We start from the raw sequence: 16892 nt of genomic DNA on the forward strand, positions 1-16892 counted from the left end.
TCGTGGCCGCGCGGGTCACGGGAGGAGCTGGGCGACGCTCGCGACGGCGTCGAGGACGGGTCCGGGGAACACGCCCAGCACGACGGTGATCAGGGCGCACACGGCGATCGCGACGACGGTGAGGCCCTCGGACCGCACGACGACGGCGGCCGGGTGGCCCTCGTCGCCGTCCTCGCGGGGGCCGCCCTGCGGGCCGGTGAAGAACATCAGCACGATGATCCGGACGTAGAAGAACGCGGCCGCCGCCGAGGCGAGGACGCCGACCACCGCGAGCGGCCACGCACCGCCCTCGACCGCCGCGGAGAACACGGCGAACTTCCCGGTGAAGCCGGCGGTGAGCGGGATGCCGGCGAACGACAGCAGGAACAGGGCGAACGTCGTGGCCAGGACCGGGGAGGTCCGGCCGAGCCCGGCCCACTGCGACAGGTGCGTCGCCTCGCCCAGCACGGGGCCCTCGGGCTCGCCGGGCTCCGCGTCGCCGCCCGCACCCGGCGCACCCGCCGCCGCAGCACCCGGCGCACCCGCCGCCGCAGCACCGCCGGAGGAACCCGGCGTGGCGCCGGCCCCGGCAGGCGCGGTGACGCCCGAGCCGGCCGAGCCCGAGCCGCCCGAGCCGCCCGCGGTGGCCGCGAGCGCCGGCACCCGGGCCGCGGGCACCCCCACCGTCCGCACCGCCCCGCGCTCGCGCACGAGGGTGACGACCGCGAACGCGCCGACGGTCGCCGCCCCGTAGGCGAGCAGGTAGAACAGCACCGCCGTGATCCCGGACCCGGTCAGCGCGACCACGCCGGTCAGCACGAACCCCGCGTGCGCGATGGACGAGTACGCCAGCACGCGCTTGATGTCCGTCTGCACCAGGGCGACGACGGTCCCGAGCGCCATGGTCGCGATGGCGACCGTCCACATCACCGGCTCGAGGTCCCAGCGCAGGTCCGGCAGCACGCCGTAGAACACCCGCAGCAGCGCGCCGAACGCGGCGACCTTGGTGCACGCCGCCATGAACCCGGTGATCGGGGTCGGTGCGCCCTGGTAGACGTCCGGGGTCCAGGAGTGGAACGGCACGGCGCCGACCTTGAACAGCAGCCCCGCGAGCAGCAGCAGGCTGCCGGCCAGCAGCAGCCCGTCCATGCCGGTCTCGGTGCGCACGGCCGCGGCGATGTCGGCGTACCGCAGCGAGCCGGCGAACCCGTAGAGCAGCGCGATCCCGAACAGCAGCAGCGCGGATGCGAACGACCCGAGCAGGAAGTACTTCATCGACGCCTCCTGGCTGAGCAGGCGGCGCCGGCGGGACAGCCCGGACAACAGGTACAGCGGCAGGGACAGCACCTCGAGCGCCACGAACAGCGTCAGCAGGTCGCCGGTGGCCGGGAAGATCAGCATGCCGCCGGTGGCGAACAGCACCAGCGGGAACACCTCGGTCTGCTGCAGCCCGGCGGCACGCGCGGCGGCCTCGTAGCCGGAGCCGGGCACGGAGGCGCCCTGCGGGGCGAACGCGTCCTCGCCGCCGCTGCGGTCCGCGATCACCAGGACCGCGAGCAGCGCCAGCAGGGCGGTGGTGCCCTGGAGCACCAGGGTCGGGCCGTCGACCAGCAGCGAGCCACCGAGCACGTCCGTGCCGCCGGTGGCCGCGACGTCGTCCCACAGCAGGGCCACGGCGACGACGGCCCCGGCCAGCGCGGCGAGCGCCAGCGTGAGCTGGACGGGCCGCCGGAACCGGCGGGGCACCAGGGCCTCGACCAGCACGCCGACGACGGCCGCGCCGAGCACCAGCAGCACCGGGGTCAGCTGCCCCCACGCGATCTCGGGCACGGTGAACGGGCTCACTGGTCACTCCCCTCGTCGTCGCCGCCGTCGGCGACCGGCAGGTCCACCACGGGCGAGTCGTCGCCCACGTGCACCACGGTCTGGGCGGCGGGGTCGTCGACCAGCCGCAGCGCGGGCGCGGGGTAGAACCCGAGCACGAGCATGATCGCGATCAGCGGCCCGACCACCCAGCGCTCGCGGCCGCCGATGTCCCGGGTGGCGGCGAGGTCGTCGCGGACCGGTCCGGTGAACACCCGCTGGTAGGTCCACAGCACGTAGACCGCGGCCAGCACCACGGCGACGACGGCGATCACGGCGGCGGGCCGGTTGCTGCCGAACGTGCCGACCAGCACCAGGAACTCCGACACGAACGTCGACAGCCCGGGCAGCGACAGCGCGGACAGGCCGGTCACCAGGAACACGCCGGCGAGCACCGGGGTGACCTTCTGCAGCCCGCCGAAGTCCTCGATCCGCGCGGACCCGCGCCGGGCGACCAGGAACCCGACCAGCAGGAACAGCCCGCCGGTCGAGAGGCCGTGGTTGACCATGTAGAACGACGAGCCCGCGATCGAGGTGGACGTGAAGGCGAAGATGCCCAGCACGATGAACCCGAAGTGCGACACCGACGTGTACGCGACCAGCCGGAACAGGTCCTGCTGCCCGATGGCCAGCAGCGCGCCGTAGAAGATCGACACCAGGGCCAGCGCGATGACCACCGGGGCCGCCCACCGGGACGCGTCCGGGAACAGCGGCAGGCAGAGCGTCAGCATCCCGAACGTGCCCACCTTGTCCAGCACGCCGACCAGCAGCGTGGACGTCCCGGCGGGCGCCTGCTCGGCGGCGTCGGGCAGCCAGGTGTGCACCGGGAACATCGGCGCCTTGACCGCGAACGCCACGAAGAACGCGACGAACAGCCAGCGCTCGGTGCCCGCGGGCATCGACAGCCCGGTGAGGTTCTCGGTGAGGAAGCCCTGCTCGCCGCCGGGGCCCTGCAGGTACAGCCCGATGACGCCTGCCAGCATGACCAGGCCGCCGGCCAGCGAGAACAGCAGGAACTTCGTGGCCGCGTACCGCCGCCGGGCCCCGCCGAACGCGCCGATCATGAAGTAGACCGGGATCAGCATCGCCTCGAACAGCACGTAGAACAGGAACACGTCCCGGGCGGCGAACACCGCGACCATGAACGTGGTCAGCACCAGCACCAGCGCGAGGTAGTGCCGCAGCCGGTCGGTCGGGACGGTGTCGCTGCCCTGCTCCCGCCACGCGGCCAGGACCACCACGGGCACCAGCAGGACGGACAGCAGCACCAGCACCAGGCCGACGCCGTCGACGCCGACCGCGTAGGACACCCCGAGCTGCGGGATCCACGCGTGCGTCTCGGCGAGCTGGTGCACGGCGGCCGCGCCGGTGTCGAAGGCGAGCAGCGCGCACACGCCGAGCAGCAGCTCGACCAGCGCGGCGCCGAGCGCGATTTGGCGGGTCCGGCCCCGGGCGCCGGCGGGCAGCAGCCAGAGCGCCGCGGCGCCGACCAGCGGCCAGACGATCATCAGGGTGAGCCACGGGACGTCGGCGGACAGCACCGTGGTCGCGAGAGCGGGAGAACTCATCAACTTCCCCTCAGATCCGAGGTGCCAGGACGACGACCGCGAGCACGACCAGGCCGAGCAGCATCGTGGCGGCGTACTGCCGGGCGAAGCCCGTCTGCACCCGCCGCACGAGCTCCCCGATCCCGACCGTGAGGCGGCCGAGGCCCGTGAACGCCCCGTCGACCGCGGTGCGGTCGCCGTAGACGAGCGAGCGGGTCAGGTGCCGGCCGGGCTCGACCAGCACCGCGTCGTTCACGGCGTCCTGGTACAGGTCGACGCGCGCGGCACGGGTCAGCGCCGAGCCGGCGGGCGCGGCCACGGGCACCGGCAGCGACGCGTACTGCCGCCACGCCAGCAGCAGCCCGAGCGCGACGGCCAGCAGCGTCGCGCCCTGGATCACCGGCACCGACAGCACGGGCTCGTGGTGCTCGACGTGCCCCGTGACCGGCTCGAGCCAGGTGCTGAACCCGCCACCGAGCTGCAGCACCAGGCCGAGCGCCACCGAGCCGACCGCCAGGACGATCATCGGGACGGTCATCAGGGCCGGGGACTCGTGCGGGTGCGGCTCGTGGCCGGCCTCGTCGGTGGTCCAGCGCTTCTTCCCGTGGAACGTCATGAAGAACAGCCGCGACATGTAGAACGCGGTGATCCCGGCGCCGACCAGGGCGACCACGCCGAACACCCAGGCCCGCCACTCGCCGCCGGCCTCGGGCACGACGAACGCGGACTCGATGATCTTGTCCTTGCTCCAGAAGCCCGAGAACGGCGGGATGCCGAGGATCGCGAGCCAGCCGGCCCCGAACGTCACCCAGGTGATGACCATGGACTTCCTCAGGGCCCCGAACCGGCGCATGTCGGTCTGGTCGTCCATGCCGTGCATCACCGAGCCGGCGCCGAGGAACATGCCGGCCTTGAAGAAGCCGTGCGTCACCAGGTGGAAGATCGCGAACGCGTAGCCGACCGGGCCGAGGCCGGCGGCGAGCACCATGTAGCCGATCTGGGACATGGTCGAGGCGGCCAGCGCCTTCTTGATGTCGTCCTTGGCGCAGCCGATGACCGCCCCGATCACCAGCGTGATCGCGCCGACGACGACGACGACCAGCTGGGCCGTGGGGGCGCCCTCGAACACGGGGGCCGACCGGACGATCAGGTAGACGCCGGCGGTCACCATCGTCGCGGCGTGGATCAGCGCCGACACCGGCGTGGGGCCGGCCATCGCGTCGCCCAGCCAGGACTGCAGCGGGAACTGCGCCGACTTGCCGCAGGCGGCCAGCAGGAGCATCAGGCCCGTCGCGGTCAGGGTCGCGGTGGACGCGCCGGGGACCCCCGCCGCGACCGTCTCGAAGTCGACGGCGCCGAACGTCGCGAACATGAGCATCATCGCGATCAGCAGGCCGAGGTCGCCGATCCGGTTGGCCACGAACGCCTTCTTGGCCGCGACGGCGTACGGGGTGCGGTGGTTCCAGAACCCGATCAGCAGGTAGGACGCCAGGCCGACGCCCTCCCAGCCGACGAACAGCAGCAGGTAGGAGTCCGCCAGCACCAGGACCAGCATCGCGGCGACGAACAGGTTGAGGTAGGCGAAGAACCGGCGGCGGGCCACGTCGTGCGCCATGTAGGCCACCGAGTAGACGTGGATCAGCGAGCCGACGAACGTCACCAGCAGCACGAAGGTCAGCGACAGCGGGTCCACCAGCAGCCCGGCGGACAGGTCGAACCGCCCGGCGGAGATCCAGTCGAACAGGTGCACGTGCAGCACGCGGTCGCCGGCGGGCCGGCCGAGCAGCTCGACCAGCAGCAGCGCGCCGACGACGAAGGCCGCCGCCGACGCCAGCACGCCGAGCCAGTGGCCCCAGCGGTCGGAGCGCCGCCCCAGCAGCAGCAGCACCGCCGCGCTCGCCAGGGGCACCGCCACCAGCAGCGGGGCGAGGGAGGTCACGTCCACGATCTCCTCAGCTCTTCAGCAGGTTGATGTCGTCGACCGAGGCCGACTTCCGGGTGCGGAAGATCGAGATGATGATCGCCAGCCCGACGACCACCTCCGCCGCGGCCACGACCATGACGAAGAACGCCATGACCTGGCCGGTGAGGTCCCCGTGCAGCCGCGCGAAGGTGACCAGCGCGAGGTTGGTCGCGTTGAGCATGAGCTCGACGCCCATGAACACGATGATCGCGTTGCGGCGCAGCAGGACGGTCGCGGCGCCGAGCGAGAACAGGATCGCGGACAGCACCAGGTAGTGGGTCAGGGTCACGGCTGGGTCTCCGTCCGGGTCGAGCCGCCGCCGAGCTGGATGTCCGCCGCCGGACCGGTCGTCTCGCCGGGCGGGGCCGCCGGGGGCCGGGGCTCGTCCTCGGCCGCGCCGAGCACGGCGTCGACCTCCTCGTCGGTGACCGCGCCCCGCTGCTGCAGGACGGCGGTGACCGCGCGCCGGTAGGTGTCGGCGTGGAACTCGTCCGTGCCGGCCTCCTGGCCGCGGATCCGCAGCACGCGCGGCACCGAGTCGTCGATCGGGTCGCCGGCCGGGTCCAGCGCGGGCACGTCCATGGCGTTGTGCCGGGCGTACACGCCGGGGGCGGGCAGCGGGGTGAGCCGGGCGCCGGCCGCGACCCGCGCGGCGGCGCGCTCGGGCTGCTTGACCACGGGCCTCAGCCGCTGCCGGTGCGTGAGCACGAGCGCGCCGAGGGCCGCGGTGACCAGCAGGGCGCCGACCACCTCGAGGCCGAAGACGTGCTGCCCGAAGATGATCCGCGCCACGCCGACGGGGTTGCCGTCCGCGTTGGCGGCCGCCAGCCCGGCGGCGTCGGGGTAGACGGTCCGGCCGACCACGCCCACCAGCACGACGCCGAGGCCGAGCGCGGCGAGCCAGCCGACCCACCGCTGGCCGCGGATGGTCTCCACGAGGGAGTCCGACGCGTCGACGCCGACCAGCATCAGCACGAACAGGAACAGCATCATCACGGCGCCGGTGTAGACGACCACCTGGACGACGCCGAGGAACGGCGCCTCCTGCGCGACGTACAGGAACGCCAGCGAGATCATCACGGTGATGACGCACAGCGCGGCGTGCACGGCCTTGCGGGCGAACAGCAGGCCCGAGGCCGCGAGCACCATGATCGGGGCGAGCACCCAGAACAGGACCGCCTCGGCGGTGGACGGGGTCATCGGGTCTCCCGCCCCGCCGCGGCCGTCCCCGCGGCACCGCTGCCGGCGGCGCGGCGGCGGGCGCCGTCCAGCGTCGGGTCCTCCGGCCGGTGCTCGGCGACCCAGTCGACCTGGTCCGCCGTCGGGGCGGTGACCTCACCGCGGTAGTACTCGGTGTCCGTGGTGCCCTCGACCATCGGGTGCGGGGCCGCGAGCATCCCGTCGAGCATCGGCGCGAGCAGGTCCTGCTTCTCGAAGATCAGGCCCTCGCGGGTCGGGCCGGCCAGCTCGAAGTCGTTGGTCATGGTCAGCGCGCGGGTCGGGCACGCCTCGATGCACAGCCCGCAGAAGATGCACCGCAGGTAGTTGATCTGGTAGACGCTGCCGTACCGCTCGCCCGGCGACATCTGCAGGTCGGGGGTGTTGTCGGAGGCCTCGACGTAGATCGCGTCCGCCGGGCAGGCCCAGGCGCACAGCTCGCAGCCGATGCACTTCTCCAGCCCGTCCGGGTACCGGTTGAGCTGGTGCCGGCCGTGGAACCGCGGCTTCACCGGGGCCGTCTCGAACGGGTACTGCTCGGTGACGGTGCGGCTGAAGAAGTTCTTGATCGTGACGCCGAACCCCGCGGCCGGGGCCAGGGCGTCGGCCAGCGCGCCGCGCTCGGGGATCGCGGACCGGTACGGCCGGGCCGTGCCGGGGGCGGCGACGTCGCCGCCCGCGGGCCGGGCCTGCACCTCGCGGCCGGCGTCGCCGGCCTGGTCGGGCGTATCAGCCACGGGGCACCTCCTGGGTGGGGGACGCGGGGGCGTCGGGGTCGGCGGTGCCGTCGGGCGTGCTCGGTCCGCCGACCAGCGCGGGGGTGGTCTCCTGGGCGGCGCGGCGCTGGGTGCGTGGCGACGGGGGCAGGCTCTGACCGGGCAGCGGCGGCACCGGGAACCCGTCGGCGAAGGCGTCGAACGGCCGGTCGCCGGGTGGCGGCTCCGGGGCCGGCTTCTTCTCCGGGACCAGGAACGAGACCAGCACCGCGACCACGATCGCCCCGGCCAGCCAGAACATCAGCGCGGTCAGGTCGACCTCGGCGAACTGCCGGACGCCCTGCACCACGGCGACGGCGACCAGCCACACCAGCGCGGCCGGGATCAGCACCTTCCAGCCGAAGTTCATGAACTGGTCGTACCGGAACCGCAGCAGCGTGCCGCGGATCCAGACGAACAGGAACATGAACAGCCAGACCTTGGCCACGAACCACAGCAGCGGCCACCAGCCCTCGTTGATCCCGGGGACCGCCGACAGCGGCCAGGGGGCGCGCCAGCCGCCGAAGAACAGCGTGGTCGCCACGGCCGAGACGTTGAGCATGTTGATGTACTCGGCCAGGAAGAACCAGGCGAACTTCATCGACGAGTACTCGGTGGTGTACCCGCCGACCAGCTCGCCCTCGGCCTCGGGCAGGTCGAACGGCAGCCGGTTGGTCTCGCCGACCATCGAGATCACGTAGATGACGAAGGCGGGCGCCAGCGGCAGCAGCCACCAGACCGTGCTCTGCGAGGCGACGATCTCCGACGTCGACATCGACCCGGCCATGATGAACACGCTGACCAGGGACAGACCCATCGCGAGCTCGTACGAGATGACCTGCGCGGTGGACCGCACGGCGCCGAGCAGCGGGTAGGTCGAGTTGGACGACCAGCCGCCGAGCACGATGCCGTACACGCCGACCGAGGCGCAGGCCAGGATGTAGAGCACCGCGACCGGGAAGTCGGTCAGCTGCAGCGGCGTCACGACGCCGAAGATCGACACCTCGGGCCCGAACGGGATGACCGCGTAGGTGAGCAGCGAGCAGAACACCGCGATGAACGGCGCGACCACGTAGACGACCTTGTCGGCCGCCTTCACGGTGACGTCCTCCTTGAGCAGCAGCTTCATCGCGTCGGCCAGCGACTGGAACAGGCCGAACGGGCCGTGCACGTTGGGACCGGGCCGCAGCTGCATCCGGCCGACGACGCGGCGCTCGAACCAGATGGCGATGAGCACGCTGGTCAGCAGGAACACCAGGATGCCGACGGCCTTGAGCACCCAGACCCAGAAGACGTCCTGGCTGAAGTCGGCGGGGCCGCCCTCGTTCGCGTTCGCGAGGACGAGGCCGGGGAGCACGGCGGGCAGGCCGGTCATGCGGTCACCTCCGGGTGGGCACTCGGGGCCGGGCCGATCCGCACCACGTCGCCGGGCAGGGCGTGCAGGGCGTCCCGGACCCGGCTGCCGGCCGAGGCGGTCGGCAGCCACACCACGTGGTCGGTCATCGCGGTCACGACCAGCGGCAGCGTGATCGCCCCCGCGTCGGTGGCGACGGTCAGGTCGGCGCCGTCGGGCACGCCGACCGCGGCCGCGGTCGCGGCGGACAGCCGCGCCACCGGCCGCTTCGCGGTGCCGGCCAGGAACGGCTCGCCGTCCTGGAGCCGGCCGGCGTCGAGCAGCTGGTGCCAGGTCGCGAGCACCGCGTGCCCGGCGGGCACCTCCGGCGGCGCGGCCGGGGCGACCTGCGGCGCCGGCACCCGCGCGCCGTCCCAGTCCCCGCGCAGGGCCTCGGAGTCCGCATGCACCGCGGCGACCGTGCGCAGCCCGAGGGTCACGCCCAGCTGGTCGGCGAGCGCGTCCAGCACCCGGTGGTCGGGCATCGCCGTCGAGGTCAGCGCCTGCGGGAACGGCCGCACGCGGCCCTCCCAGCTCACGTAGGTGCCGGCGCGCTCCACCGGCGGGGCGACGGGGAGCACCACGTCGGCCAGCTCGGTCGCCTCGGACCGGCGGACCTCCAGCGAGACGACGAACCCGGCTGCCGCGAGCGCCGCCCGGGCCGCGGCCGGGTCCGGCAGGTCGCGCAGGTCCACGCCCCCGACGACCAGGCCGCCGAGCGTGCCGTCGGCCGCCGCGGCGAGGATCGCGGCGGTGTCCCGGCCGGGTTCCGTGGGCAGGTGCTCGACGTCCCAGGCCGCGGCCACGTCCACGCGGGCCGCCGCGTCGGCGACCGGGCGGCCGCCGGGCAGCAGGGTGGGCAGGGCGCCGGCCTCGACGCCGCCGCGCTCCCCCGCGCGACGCGGGACCCACGCCAGGCGGGCGCCGGTGCGCTCCGCGAGCCGCAGCACCGCGGACAGCGCGCCGGGGACCGCGGCGAGCCGCTCGCCCACCAGGACCAGCGCGCCCTCGGCACCGAGCGCGGCGCCCGCGTCGGCCAGGTCGCCCGAGCCGATCGCGTCCAGCACCTCGGGCTCGGTGCCCGGGGCGGCGGCGATCAGCCGGCCGTCCAGGCGCTCGAGCCCGCGGCTGGCCAGCGGGGCGACCGCCAGAACCTGCGTCCGGCCGGCGACGACGCCCTTGCGCAGCCGGAGGAAGACGATCCCGGCCTCCTCCTCGGCCTCCAGGCCGACGAGCAGCACGGCGGGCGCGGCCTCCAGGTCGCGGAACGTCACGCCGAGCCCGCGGCCGGCGACCGCGTGGCCGAGGAACGCGAGCTCCTCGTCCGAGTGCGGCCGGGCGCGCAGGTCGACGTCGTTGGTGCCGAGCACCACGCGGGCGAACTTGCCGTAGGCGTACGCGTCCTCGACGGTCAGCCGGCCGCCGGGCAGCACGCCGACGCCGCCGGCCGCGCGGGCCTGCGCCAGGCCGTGCGCCGCGACCTCGAGGGCCTCCGCCCAGGACGCCGGCTGCAGCTCGCCGCGACTGCCGTCCGCCGCCCGCTCCCGCACCAGCGGCGTGGTGACGCGGTCGACCGCGGCCTGCCAGGTGAACGCGAACCGGTCCTTGTCGGTGATCCACTCCTCGTTGACCTCGGGGTCCTCGCCGGCCAGCCGGCGCAGCACGACGCCGCGCCGGTGGTCGACGCGGATCGCCGCGCCGGACGAGTCGTGCTCGGCGACGCCGGGCGTGGACACGAGGTCGAACGGGCGGGCGCGGAACCGGTAGGCCGCGCCGGTCAGCGCGCCGACCGGGCAGATCTGCACCGTGTTGCCGGAGAAGTACGAGGCGAACGGGCTGCCCGACTCGTCGTCCTCGGCCGGTCCGACCGGGATGTCGGCGCCCAGGTCCACCGGGCCCGCGTAGCCGAGCACGTCGGTGTCGAACCGGCCGATCTGCTGCATCGCGCCGCGCTTCTGCAGGTCGATGAACGGGTCGCCGGCGATCTCCCGGGAGAACCGGGTGCACCGCTGGCACAGGATGCACCGCTCGCGGTCCAGCAGGATCTCGGTGGAGACCGCGATCGGCTTGGGGAACGTCCGCTTGACGTCGACGAACCGGCTGGTGCCGCGGCCGTTCGACATCGCCTGGTTCTGCAGCGGGCACTCGCCGCCCTTGTCGCAGACCGGGCAGTCGAGCGGGTGGTTGATGAGCAGCAGCTCCATCACGCCGTGCTGCGCCTTGTCGGCCTCGGCGGAGGTGCGCTGCGTGCGGACGTCCATGCCGGGCGTCGCCGTGAGCGTGCAGGAGGCCTGCGGCTTCGGCATCTTCGCGACCTTGCCGTCGCGCCCCGGGGCCCAGACCTCGACCAGGCACTGCCGGCACGCACCCGCGGGGGCGAGCAGCGGGTGGTCGCAGAACCGCGGGATCTGGATGCCGAGCTGCTCGGCGGCGCGGATCACCAGCGTTCCCTTCGGCACCGTGGTCTCGATGCCGTCGATCGTGAGGGTGACGCCCTCCTGCTTCTGCTCCGGCGGCGGTGTGGCCCCCGCCCCGGCGGGCTTCGGTGCGGTGACGGTCATCTCGGGGCCCCCGCGGGATCGGGAGCGCAGCGAGCGATGTCGTGGGGTGTGATCATGCGTGCGCTCCCGCGAGCTGGGCGCCGCTGCGGCGCGGCGTGTAGGGGACGAGCGAGGCGCGCTCCGGCGGGAACAGCACGTCGGCCGGGGTGTGCGTCCCGGCCTCGAACTCGTCCCGGAAGTACTGGATCGCCGAGGTGATCGGGCTGGTCGCGCCGTCGCCGAGCGCGCAGAACGCCTTGCCCAGGATGTTGTCGCACAGGTCCAGCAGCAGGTCGATGTCCCCCGACGTGCCCTGGCCCGCCTCCAGCCGGCCGAGCACCTGCGCCAGCCAGAAGGTGCCCTCGCGGCACGGGGTGCACTTGCCGCAGGACTCGTGCTTGTAGAACTGCGTCCACCGCGACACGGCCTTGACCACCGACACGGTCTCGTCGAACACCTGCAGCGCGCGGGTGCCGAGCATCGACCCCGCGGCGCCGACCTCCTCGTAGGTGAGCGGGACGTCCAGGTGCTCGGCGGTGAAGATCGGCGTCGACGACCCGCCGGGGGTCCAGAACTTCAGCTCGTGGCCCTCCCGGACGCCGCCGGCCATGTCCAGCAGCTCGCGCATGGTGATGCCGAGCGGCGCCTCGTACTGGCCGGGCCGGGTGACGTGCCCGGACAGGCTGAACAGCCCGTGCCCCGGCGACCGGTCGGTGCCCATCGTGCGGAACCAGTCGGACCCGCCGCGCAGGATCCCGGGGACCGAGGCGATCGACTCGACGTTGTTCACCACCGTGGGCCGGGCGTACAGGCCCGCGACGGCGGGGAACGGCGGCTTGAGCCGCGGCTGGCCGCGGCGGCCCTCCAGCGAGTCGAGCAGCGCGGTCTCCTCGCCGCAGATGTACGCGCCGGCGCCGGCGTGCACGGTGACCTCGAGGTCGTAGCCGCTGCCGTGCACGTCCTCGCCCAGGTGCCCGGCGGCGTACGCCTCCTCGACCGCGCGCAGCAGCCGGCGGTACACGTGCGCCACCTCGCCGCGCAGGTAGATGAACGCGTGGTGGCAGCCGATGGCGTACGACGTGATCGCGACGCCCTCCACCAGCAGGTGCGGGTCCGCCATCATCAGCGGGATGTCCTTGCAGGTGCCCGGCTCGGACTCGTCGGCGTTCACCACGAGGTAGCGCGGGCCGCCGTCCGGCGCGGGCAGGAAGCCCCACTTCATGCCGGTCGGGAACCCGGCGCCGCCCCGGCCTCGCAGGCCGGAGTCCTTGACGGTGGTCACCACGTCGGCGGCGTCCATCGTCAGCGCCTTCGTCAGACCCTCGTACCCGCCGTGCGCCTCGAAGGTGCGCAGCGTCCAGGGGCGGTCGGCGTCCCACCGGGCGCTGAGCACCGGGGTCAGCGTGGTCGCGTCGGCCATCACGACTCCTTCGACGTGTCGGGCGTGCTGCTGTCGGTGCGGTCGGTGCGGGCCGCGGAGCCCTGCGCGTCGCCGGCGGGCTCGGCGGTGTCGTCGGCGCGGTGCTCGGCCTGCTCCTGCGCGGGGCCGCGGTCCTCGGCCCCGGCGGCGGGCCGGTCGACGCTGGACTGCTCGCCGCCCGGCTGCGGCGTGCCGGCGGCGGGTGCCGCGGTGCCGGCGGCGGGTGCCGCGGTGCCGGCGGCGGGTGCCGCGGTGCCGGCGGCGGGTGCCGCGGGCTCGCCCTGCTCGTCCGGCTCGGCGGCGCGCTCGGCGGCGTCGAACGCGGGCGCCTGCCAGCCGCGCTCGCGCGCCAGCTCCAGCCCGCGCAGCGTCGGCGCCCCGGCGGCGACGCCCTCGTCGGCGAGCCCGTCCGGGAACCCGGCGAGCAGGCGGGAGACCTGCTGGAACGTCGGCACCCGGCTCGGCCCGCGGGTCGGGGCCACCGGCTCGCCCGCCATCAGCCGGCCGACGACCTCGGCGGCGGACTCCGGCGTCTGGTTGTCGAAGAACTCCCAGTTGATCATCATCACCGGCGCGTAGTCGCAGGCGGCGTTGCACTCGATCCGCTCGAGCGTGATCGTCCCGTCCGGGGTGGTCTCGTCGTGCCCGACGCCGAGCCGGTCGGTGAGCTCCTCCCAGACGGCGTCGCCGCCCATGATCGCGCACAGCGTGTTGGTGCAGACCCCCACGGTGTAGGTGCCGTTCGGCCGCCGCTTGTACTGCGTGTAGAACGTCGCGACCGCCGACACCTGCGCCGTCGACAGGTCCAGGGTGTCCGCGCAGAACGCGATCCCGGCGGGGCTGACGTAGCCGTCCTCGCTCTGCACCAGGTGCAGCAGCGGCAGCAGCGCGGACCGGGGGTCCGGGTACCGGGCGACGACCTGGGCGGCGTCGGCGGCTAGCCGGGCCCGGGTGTCCTCGTCGTAGGTCCCTCGTGGGCGCCCCGTTCCCGGGATCCGCGGGTGGTCGATGGCGGTCATCAGCGGTCCACCCCTCCGAGCACCGGGTCGATGGAGGCGACGGAGCAGACGACGTCCGCCACCTGCCCGCCCTCGCACAGCACCGAGACCGACTGCAGGTTGTTGAACGACGGGTCGCGGAAGTGCGCCCGGTACGGCTTGGTGCCCCCGTCCGAGACGAGGTGCACGCCGAGCTCGCCGCGGGGGTGCTCGACCGTCTGCCAGACCTGGCCGGCGGGCACCCGGAAGCCCTCCGTCACCAGCTTGAAGTGGTGGATCAGGGCCTCCATCGAGGTGCCCATGATCTCGCGGATGTGGTCGAGCGAGTTGCCCATGCCGTCCGCGCCGATCGCCAGCTGCGCGGGCCAGGCGATCTTCCGGTCCGCGACCATCACCGGGGTGCCGGCCGAGGCCTGCAGCCGGTCCACGACCTGCTCGACGATCCGCATCGACTGGTAGCACTCCTCGATGCGCAGGACCAGCCGGTCCCAGCAGTCCGCGCCCTCGGACACCGGCACGTCGAAGTCGTAGGTCTCGTAGCCGCAGTACGGGGCGGCCTTGCGGACGTCGTACGGCAGGCCGGTCGACCGGAGCATCGGGCCGGTGATGCCGAGCGCCATGCACCCGGCCAGGTTCAGCACGCCGACGTTCTGCAGCCGCCCCTTGAGGATCGGCTGGCCGAGCATGAGGTCCTCGAGCTGCGTGAGGTACCGCCGCACGCCGACCAGCGCCTCGCGCACGGAGTCGAGCCCACCGGGCGGGACGTCCTGGGCCACGCCGCCGGGGCGGATGTAGGCGTGGTTCATCCGCAGGCCGGTGACCATCTCGAAGATCCGGAGGATCTCCTCGCGCGCGGTGAACCCGATGGTCATGATCGTCGTCGCGCCGAGCTCGTTGCCGCCGGTCGCCAGGCACACGAGGTGCGAGGCGATCCGGTTCAGCTCCATCATCAGCACCCGGATCTCGGTGGCGCGCACCGGGACGTCGTCGGTGATCCCGAGCAGCTTCTCCACCGCCAGGCAGTACGCGGCCTCCTGGAACAGCGGGGCGACGTAGTCCATGCGGGTGCAGAACGTGACGCCCTGCACCCAGGTGCGGTGCTCCATGTTCTTCTCGATGCCGGTGTGCAGGTAGCCGATGCCCGCGCGGGCCTCGGTCACCGTCTCGCCGTCGATCTCCAGCATCAGCCGGAGCACGCCGTGGGTGGACGGGTGCTGCGGGCCCATGTTGACGACGATCCGCTGCTCGCCCAGCCGGGCGGCCTCCTCGGCGATGTCGGACCAGTCGCCGCCGGTCGCCTCGAAGCTGCGGATGCCGACGGTCTCGTCGTCGACGACGTGGCCGGTCGCCCTCGGCGCGCCTGTGGGTGCGGTCATGAGTAGGTCCTCCGCTGGTCGGCCGGCGGGATGGTGGCGCCCTTGTACTCCACCGGGATGCCGCCGAGCGGGTAGTCCTTGCGCTGCGGGTGCCCGGGCCAGTCGTCCGGCATCTCGATCCGCGCGAGGTCCGCGCGACCGGTGAAGACGATGCCGAAGAAGTCCCAGGTCTCGCGCTCGTGCCAGTCGTTGGCCGGGTAGACGTCGACCGTCGTCGGGATGGTCGGGTCGGCGTCGGGGACCGCCACCTCCAGCCGCAGCCGCCGGCCGTGGGTGACCGAGGTCAGGTGGTAGACGGCGTGCAGCTCCCGGCCGGTGTCGTGCGGGTAGTGCACGCCGCTCACGCCGAGCGACAGCTCGAACCGCAGGTCCTGGTCGTCCCGCAGGTGCCGGGTGACCTCGACCAGGTGCTCCCGGGCGATGTTCAGCGTCAGCTCGCCGCGGTCGACGACGACCGCCTCGACGGCGTTCGCGTAGCCCGTGCCGGACTCGTCGAGCAGCTCGGCCAGCACGTCCACGACCTCGTCGAACCAGCCGCCGTACGGCCGCTCGCTCGGGCCGGGCAGCACGACGGTCTGCACCAGGCCGCCGAACCCCGAGGTGTCGCCCGACCCCTGCACCCCGAACATGCCGTGCCGGACCTCGACCACCTCGAGCGGCAGGCTCCGGTCCGCCGGCAGGTTCTGCGAGCCGGCCTCGAGCGCGGCCTCGCTGGTGGTCTGCGCGCCGGTGTCGGCGCCCGCGGCGTCCCCGGCCTTCGCGGCCGCGGCGGCGTCGCGCTTCTCGTCGCTCATCGCAGCAGCCCCGTCATCTGCGAGGTCGGCGTGGCGCGCAGCGCGGCGGCCTCGACCTCCCGGGCGATGTCGGCGCGGTTCCGGCCGAGCGGCTCGGCCTTGATCTGCTCGTGGAGCTCGAGGATCGCGTTGATCAGCATCTCGGGCCGCGGCGGGCAGCCGGGCAGGTAGATGTCGACCGGGACGATGTGGTCGACGCCCTGCACGATCGCGTAGTTGTTGAACATGCCGCCGCTGCTGGCGCACACGCCCATCGACAGCACCCACTTGGGCTCCGCCATCTGGTCGTAGACCTGCCGGACGACGGGCGCCATCTTCTGGCTGACCCGCCCCGCGACGATCATCAGGTCCGACTGCCGCGGCGACGCGCGGAACACCTCCATGCCGAACCGGGAGATGTCGAACCGGGACCCGCCCGTGGCCATCATCTCGATGGCGCAGCACGCCAGGCCGAACGTCACCGGCCAGAGCGAGGCCTTGCGGACCAGCCCGGCGAGCGTCTCGACGGACGTCAGCAGGAACCCCGACGGTGCTTCTTCGATGCCCATGTCAGTCCTCGTCCCACTCGAGACCGCCGCGTCGCCACTCGTAGACGAACGGCACCGTGATCAGCGCGAGGAAGCCCAGCATCGCCACCAGCCCGAACGCCGCGAGCTCGCCGAAGCCCACCGCCCAGGGGTAGAGGAAGACGACCTCGATGTCGAAGATGATGAAGGTCATGGCGACCAGGTAGTACTTCACCGGGAACCGGCCGCCGCCGACCGCGTGCGGGGTCGGCTGGATGCCGCACTCGTAGGCCTCGAGCTTGGCGCGGTTGTACCGCTTGGGGCCCAGCACGGCGCTGGCGGCGAGGCCGCCGACCGCGAGGACGGCGGCGATCCCCATCATGACGAGGAGGGGGACGTACGGGTTGGTCATCGGTGCTCTCCCGGTGGGGGGTGGAGTGCTTCCGGATGGGCGGCGGTGCCGACGGGTGCCGACGGGCGGTGCGGGCGGCGGGCGAGGCCGGCGCGCGGGCCGTCGGGGCCGGCGTCAGGGCGGGGCGG

The 16892-nt window shown here is 73.6% G+C and carries 14 protein-coding genes; all 14 read right to left on the minus strand.

What is annotated here, in order from left to right:
- Positions 1-15: 15 nt before the first annotated feature.
- The 14 genes from nuoN to AC1050_RS09705 all read right to left on the minus strand — a co-directional run bounded on the left by nuoN (position 16) and on the right by AC1050_RS09705 (position 16764).
- Positions 16-1824 (minus strand): NADH-quinone oxidoreductase subunit NuoN, encoded by a 1809-nt coding sequence (nuoN, locus tag AC1050_RS09640; protein WP_482387126.1) that lies wholly within the window; start codon positions 1822-1824, stop codon positions 16-18.
- Complete coding sequence (locus tag AC1050_RS09645; RefSeq protein WP_482387127.1) at positions 1821-3410, minus strand: NADH-quinone oxidoreductase subunit M; 1590 nt, start codon at positions 3408-3410, stop codon at positions 1821-1823. Before AC1050_RS09645 ends, nuoN begins: the two co-directional genes overlap by 4 nt.
- Positions 3411-3420: 10 nt before the next feature.
- Entirely contained in the window at positions 3421-5328 is a 1908-nt protein-coding gene (nuoL, locus tag AC1050_RS09650) for an NADH-quinone oxidoreductase subunit L (protein ID WP_482387128.1), read from the minus strand.
- A gap of 13 nt (positions 5329-5341) precedes the next feature.
- Positions 5342-5641: an NADH-quinone oxidoreductase subunit NuoK gene (nuoK, locus tag AC1050_RS09655; RefSeq protein ID WP_482387129.1), complete on the minus strand. Its 300-nt coding sequence runs from the start codon at positions 5639-5641 to the stop codon at positions 5342-5344.
- Positions 5638-6552: an NADH-quinone oxidoreductase subunit J gene (locus AC1050_RS09660; RefSeq protein ID WP_482387130.1), complete on the minus strand. Its 915-nt coding sequence runs from the start codon at positions 6550-6552 to the stop codon at positions 5638-5640. Before AC1050_RS09660 ends, nuoK begins: the two co-directional genes overlap by 4 nt.
- A complete protein-coding gene (gene nuoI, locus AC1050_RS09665) occupies positions 6549-7199 on the minus strand; it encodes an NADH-quinone oxidoreductase subunit NuoI (protein WP_482387269.1) in 651 nt (216 codons plus the stop codon). Before nuoI ends, AC1050_RS09660 begins: the two co-directional genes overlap by 4 nt.
- Positions 7200-7299: 100 nt before the next feature.
- Positions 7300-8700, minus strand: a complete 1401-nt coding sequence (gene nuoH / locus AC1050_RS09670) for an NADH-quinone oxidoreductase subunit NuoH (protein WP_482387131.1) — start codon at positions 8698-8700, stop codon at positions 7300-7302.
- Positions 8697-11279 carry an NADH-quinone oxidoreductase subunit G gene (locus tag AC1050_RS09675; RefSeq protein ID WP_482387132.1) on the minus strand — a complete coding sequence of 861 codons (2583 nt, stop codon included), beginning with the start codon at positions 11277-11279 and terminating at the stop codon, positions 8697-8699. The genes nuoH and AC1050_RS09675 overlap by 4 nt, the downstream gene beginning before the upstream one ends.
- 52 nt (positions 11280-11331) lie before the next feature.
- Complete coding sequence (nuoF, locus tag AC1050_RS09680; RefSeq protein WP_482387133.1) at positions 11332-12678, minus strand: NADH-quinone oxidoreductase subunit NuoF; 1347 nt, start codon at positions 12676-12678, stop codon at positions 11332-11334.
- Positions 12678-13697 (minus strand): NADH-quinone oxidoreductase subunit NuoE, encoded by a 1020-nt coding sequence (nuoE, locus tag AC1050_RS09685; RefSeq protein ID WP_482387134.1) that lies wholly within the window; start codon positions 13695-13697, stop codon positions 12678-12680. Before nuoE ends, nuoF begins: the two co-directional genes overlap by 1 nt.
- On the minus strand, positions 13697-15052 hold the full coding sequence (locus tag AC1050_RS09690) for an NADH-quinone oxidoreductase subunit D (RefSeq protein WP_482387135.1): 1356 nt from the start codon (positions 15050-15052) through the stop codon (positions 13697-13699). The genes nuoE and AC1050_RS09690 overlap by 1 nt, the downstream gene beginning before the upstream one ends.
- Positions 15049-15846, minus strand: a complete 798-nt coding sequence (locus AC1050_RS09695) for an NADH-quinone oxidoreductase subunit C (protein ID WP_482387136.1) — start codon at positions 15844-15846, stop codon at positions 15049-15051. Before AC1050_RS09695 ends, AC1050_RS09690 begins: the two co-directional genes overlap by 4 nt.
- On the minus strand, positions 15843-16394 hold the full coding sequence (locus AC1050_RS09700) for an NADH-quinone oxidoreductase subunit B (protein WP_482387137.1): 552 nt from the start codon (positions 16392-16394) through the stop codon (positions 15843-15845). Before AC1050_RS09700 ends, AC1050_RS09695 begins: the two co-directional genes overlap by 4 nt.
- 1 nt (position 16395) lies before the next feature.
- On the minus strand, positions 16396-16764 hold the full coding sequence (locus tag AC1050_RS09705) for an NADH-quinone oxidoreductase subunit A (RefSeq protein WP_482387138.1): 369 nt from the start codon (positions 16762-16764) through the stop codon (positions 16396-16398).
- Between the last annotated feature and the right edge of the window lie 128 nt (positions 16765-16892).

It is taken from the genome of Cellulomonas sp. NEAU-ZC6, from assembly GCF_056844425.1.

What these genes read in the sequence shown, in the direction of transcription:
- AC1050_RS09645 (WP_482387127.1), bottom strand. Translation starts at nt 3,410, where the DNA reads ATGAGTTCTCCCGCTCTCGCGACCACGGTGCTGTCCGCCGACGTCCCG.
- AC1050_RS09660 (WP_482387130.1), bottom strand. Translation starts at nt 6,552, where the DNA reads ATGACCCCGTCCACCGCCGAGGCGGTCCTGTTCTGGGTGCTCGCCCCG.
- nuoH (WP_482387131.1), bottom strand. Translation starts at nt 8,700, where the DNA reads ATGACCGGCCTGCCCGCCGTGCTCCCCGGCCTCGTCCTCGCGAACGCG.
- AC1050_RS09675 (WP_482387132.1), bottom strand. Translation starts at nt 11,279, where the DNA reads ATGACCGTCACCGCACCGAAGCCCGCCGGGGCGGGGGCCACACCGCCG.
- nuoF (WP_482387133.1), bottom strand. Translation starts at nt 12,678, where the DNA reads ATGGCCGACGCGACCACGCTGACCCCGGTGCTCAGCGCCCGGTGGGAC.
- nuoE (WP_482387134.1), bottom strand. Translation starts at nt 13,697, where the DNA reads ATGACCGCCATCGACCACCCGCGGATCCCGGGAACGGGGCGCCCACGA.
- AC1050_RS09690 (WP_482387135.1), bottom strand. Translation starts at nt 15,052, where the DNA reads ATGACCGCACCCACAGGCGCGCCGAGGGCGACCGGCCACGTCGTCGAC.
- AC1050_RS09695 (WP_482387136.1), bottom strand. Translation starts at nt 15,846, where the DNA reads ATGAGCGACGAGAAGCGCGACGCCGCCGCGGCCGCGAAGGCCGGGGAC.
- AC1050_RS09700 (WP_482387137.1), bottom strand. Translation starts at nt 16,394, where the DNA reads ATGGGCATCGAAGAAGCACCGTCGGGGTTCCTGCTGACGTCCGTCGAG.
- AC1050_RS09705 (WP_482387138.1), bottom strand. Translation starts at nt 16,764, where the DNA reads ATGACCAACCCGTACGTCCCCCTCCTCGTCATGATGGGGATCGCCGCC.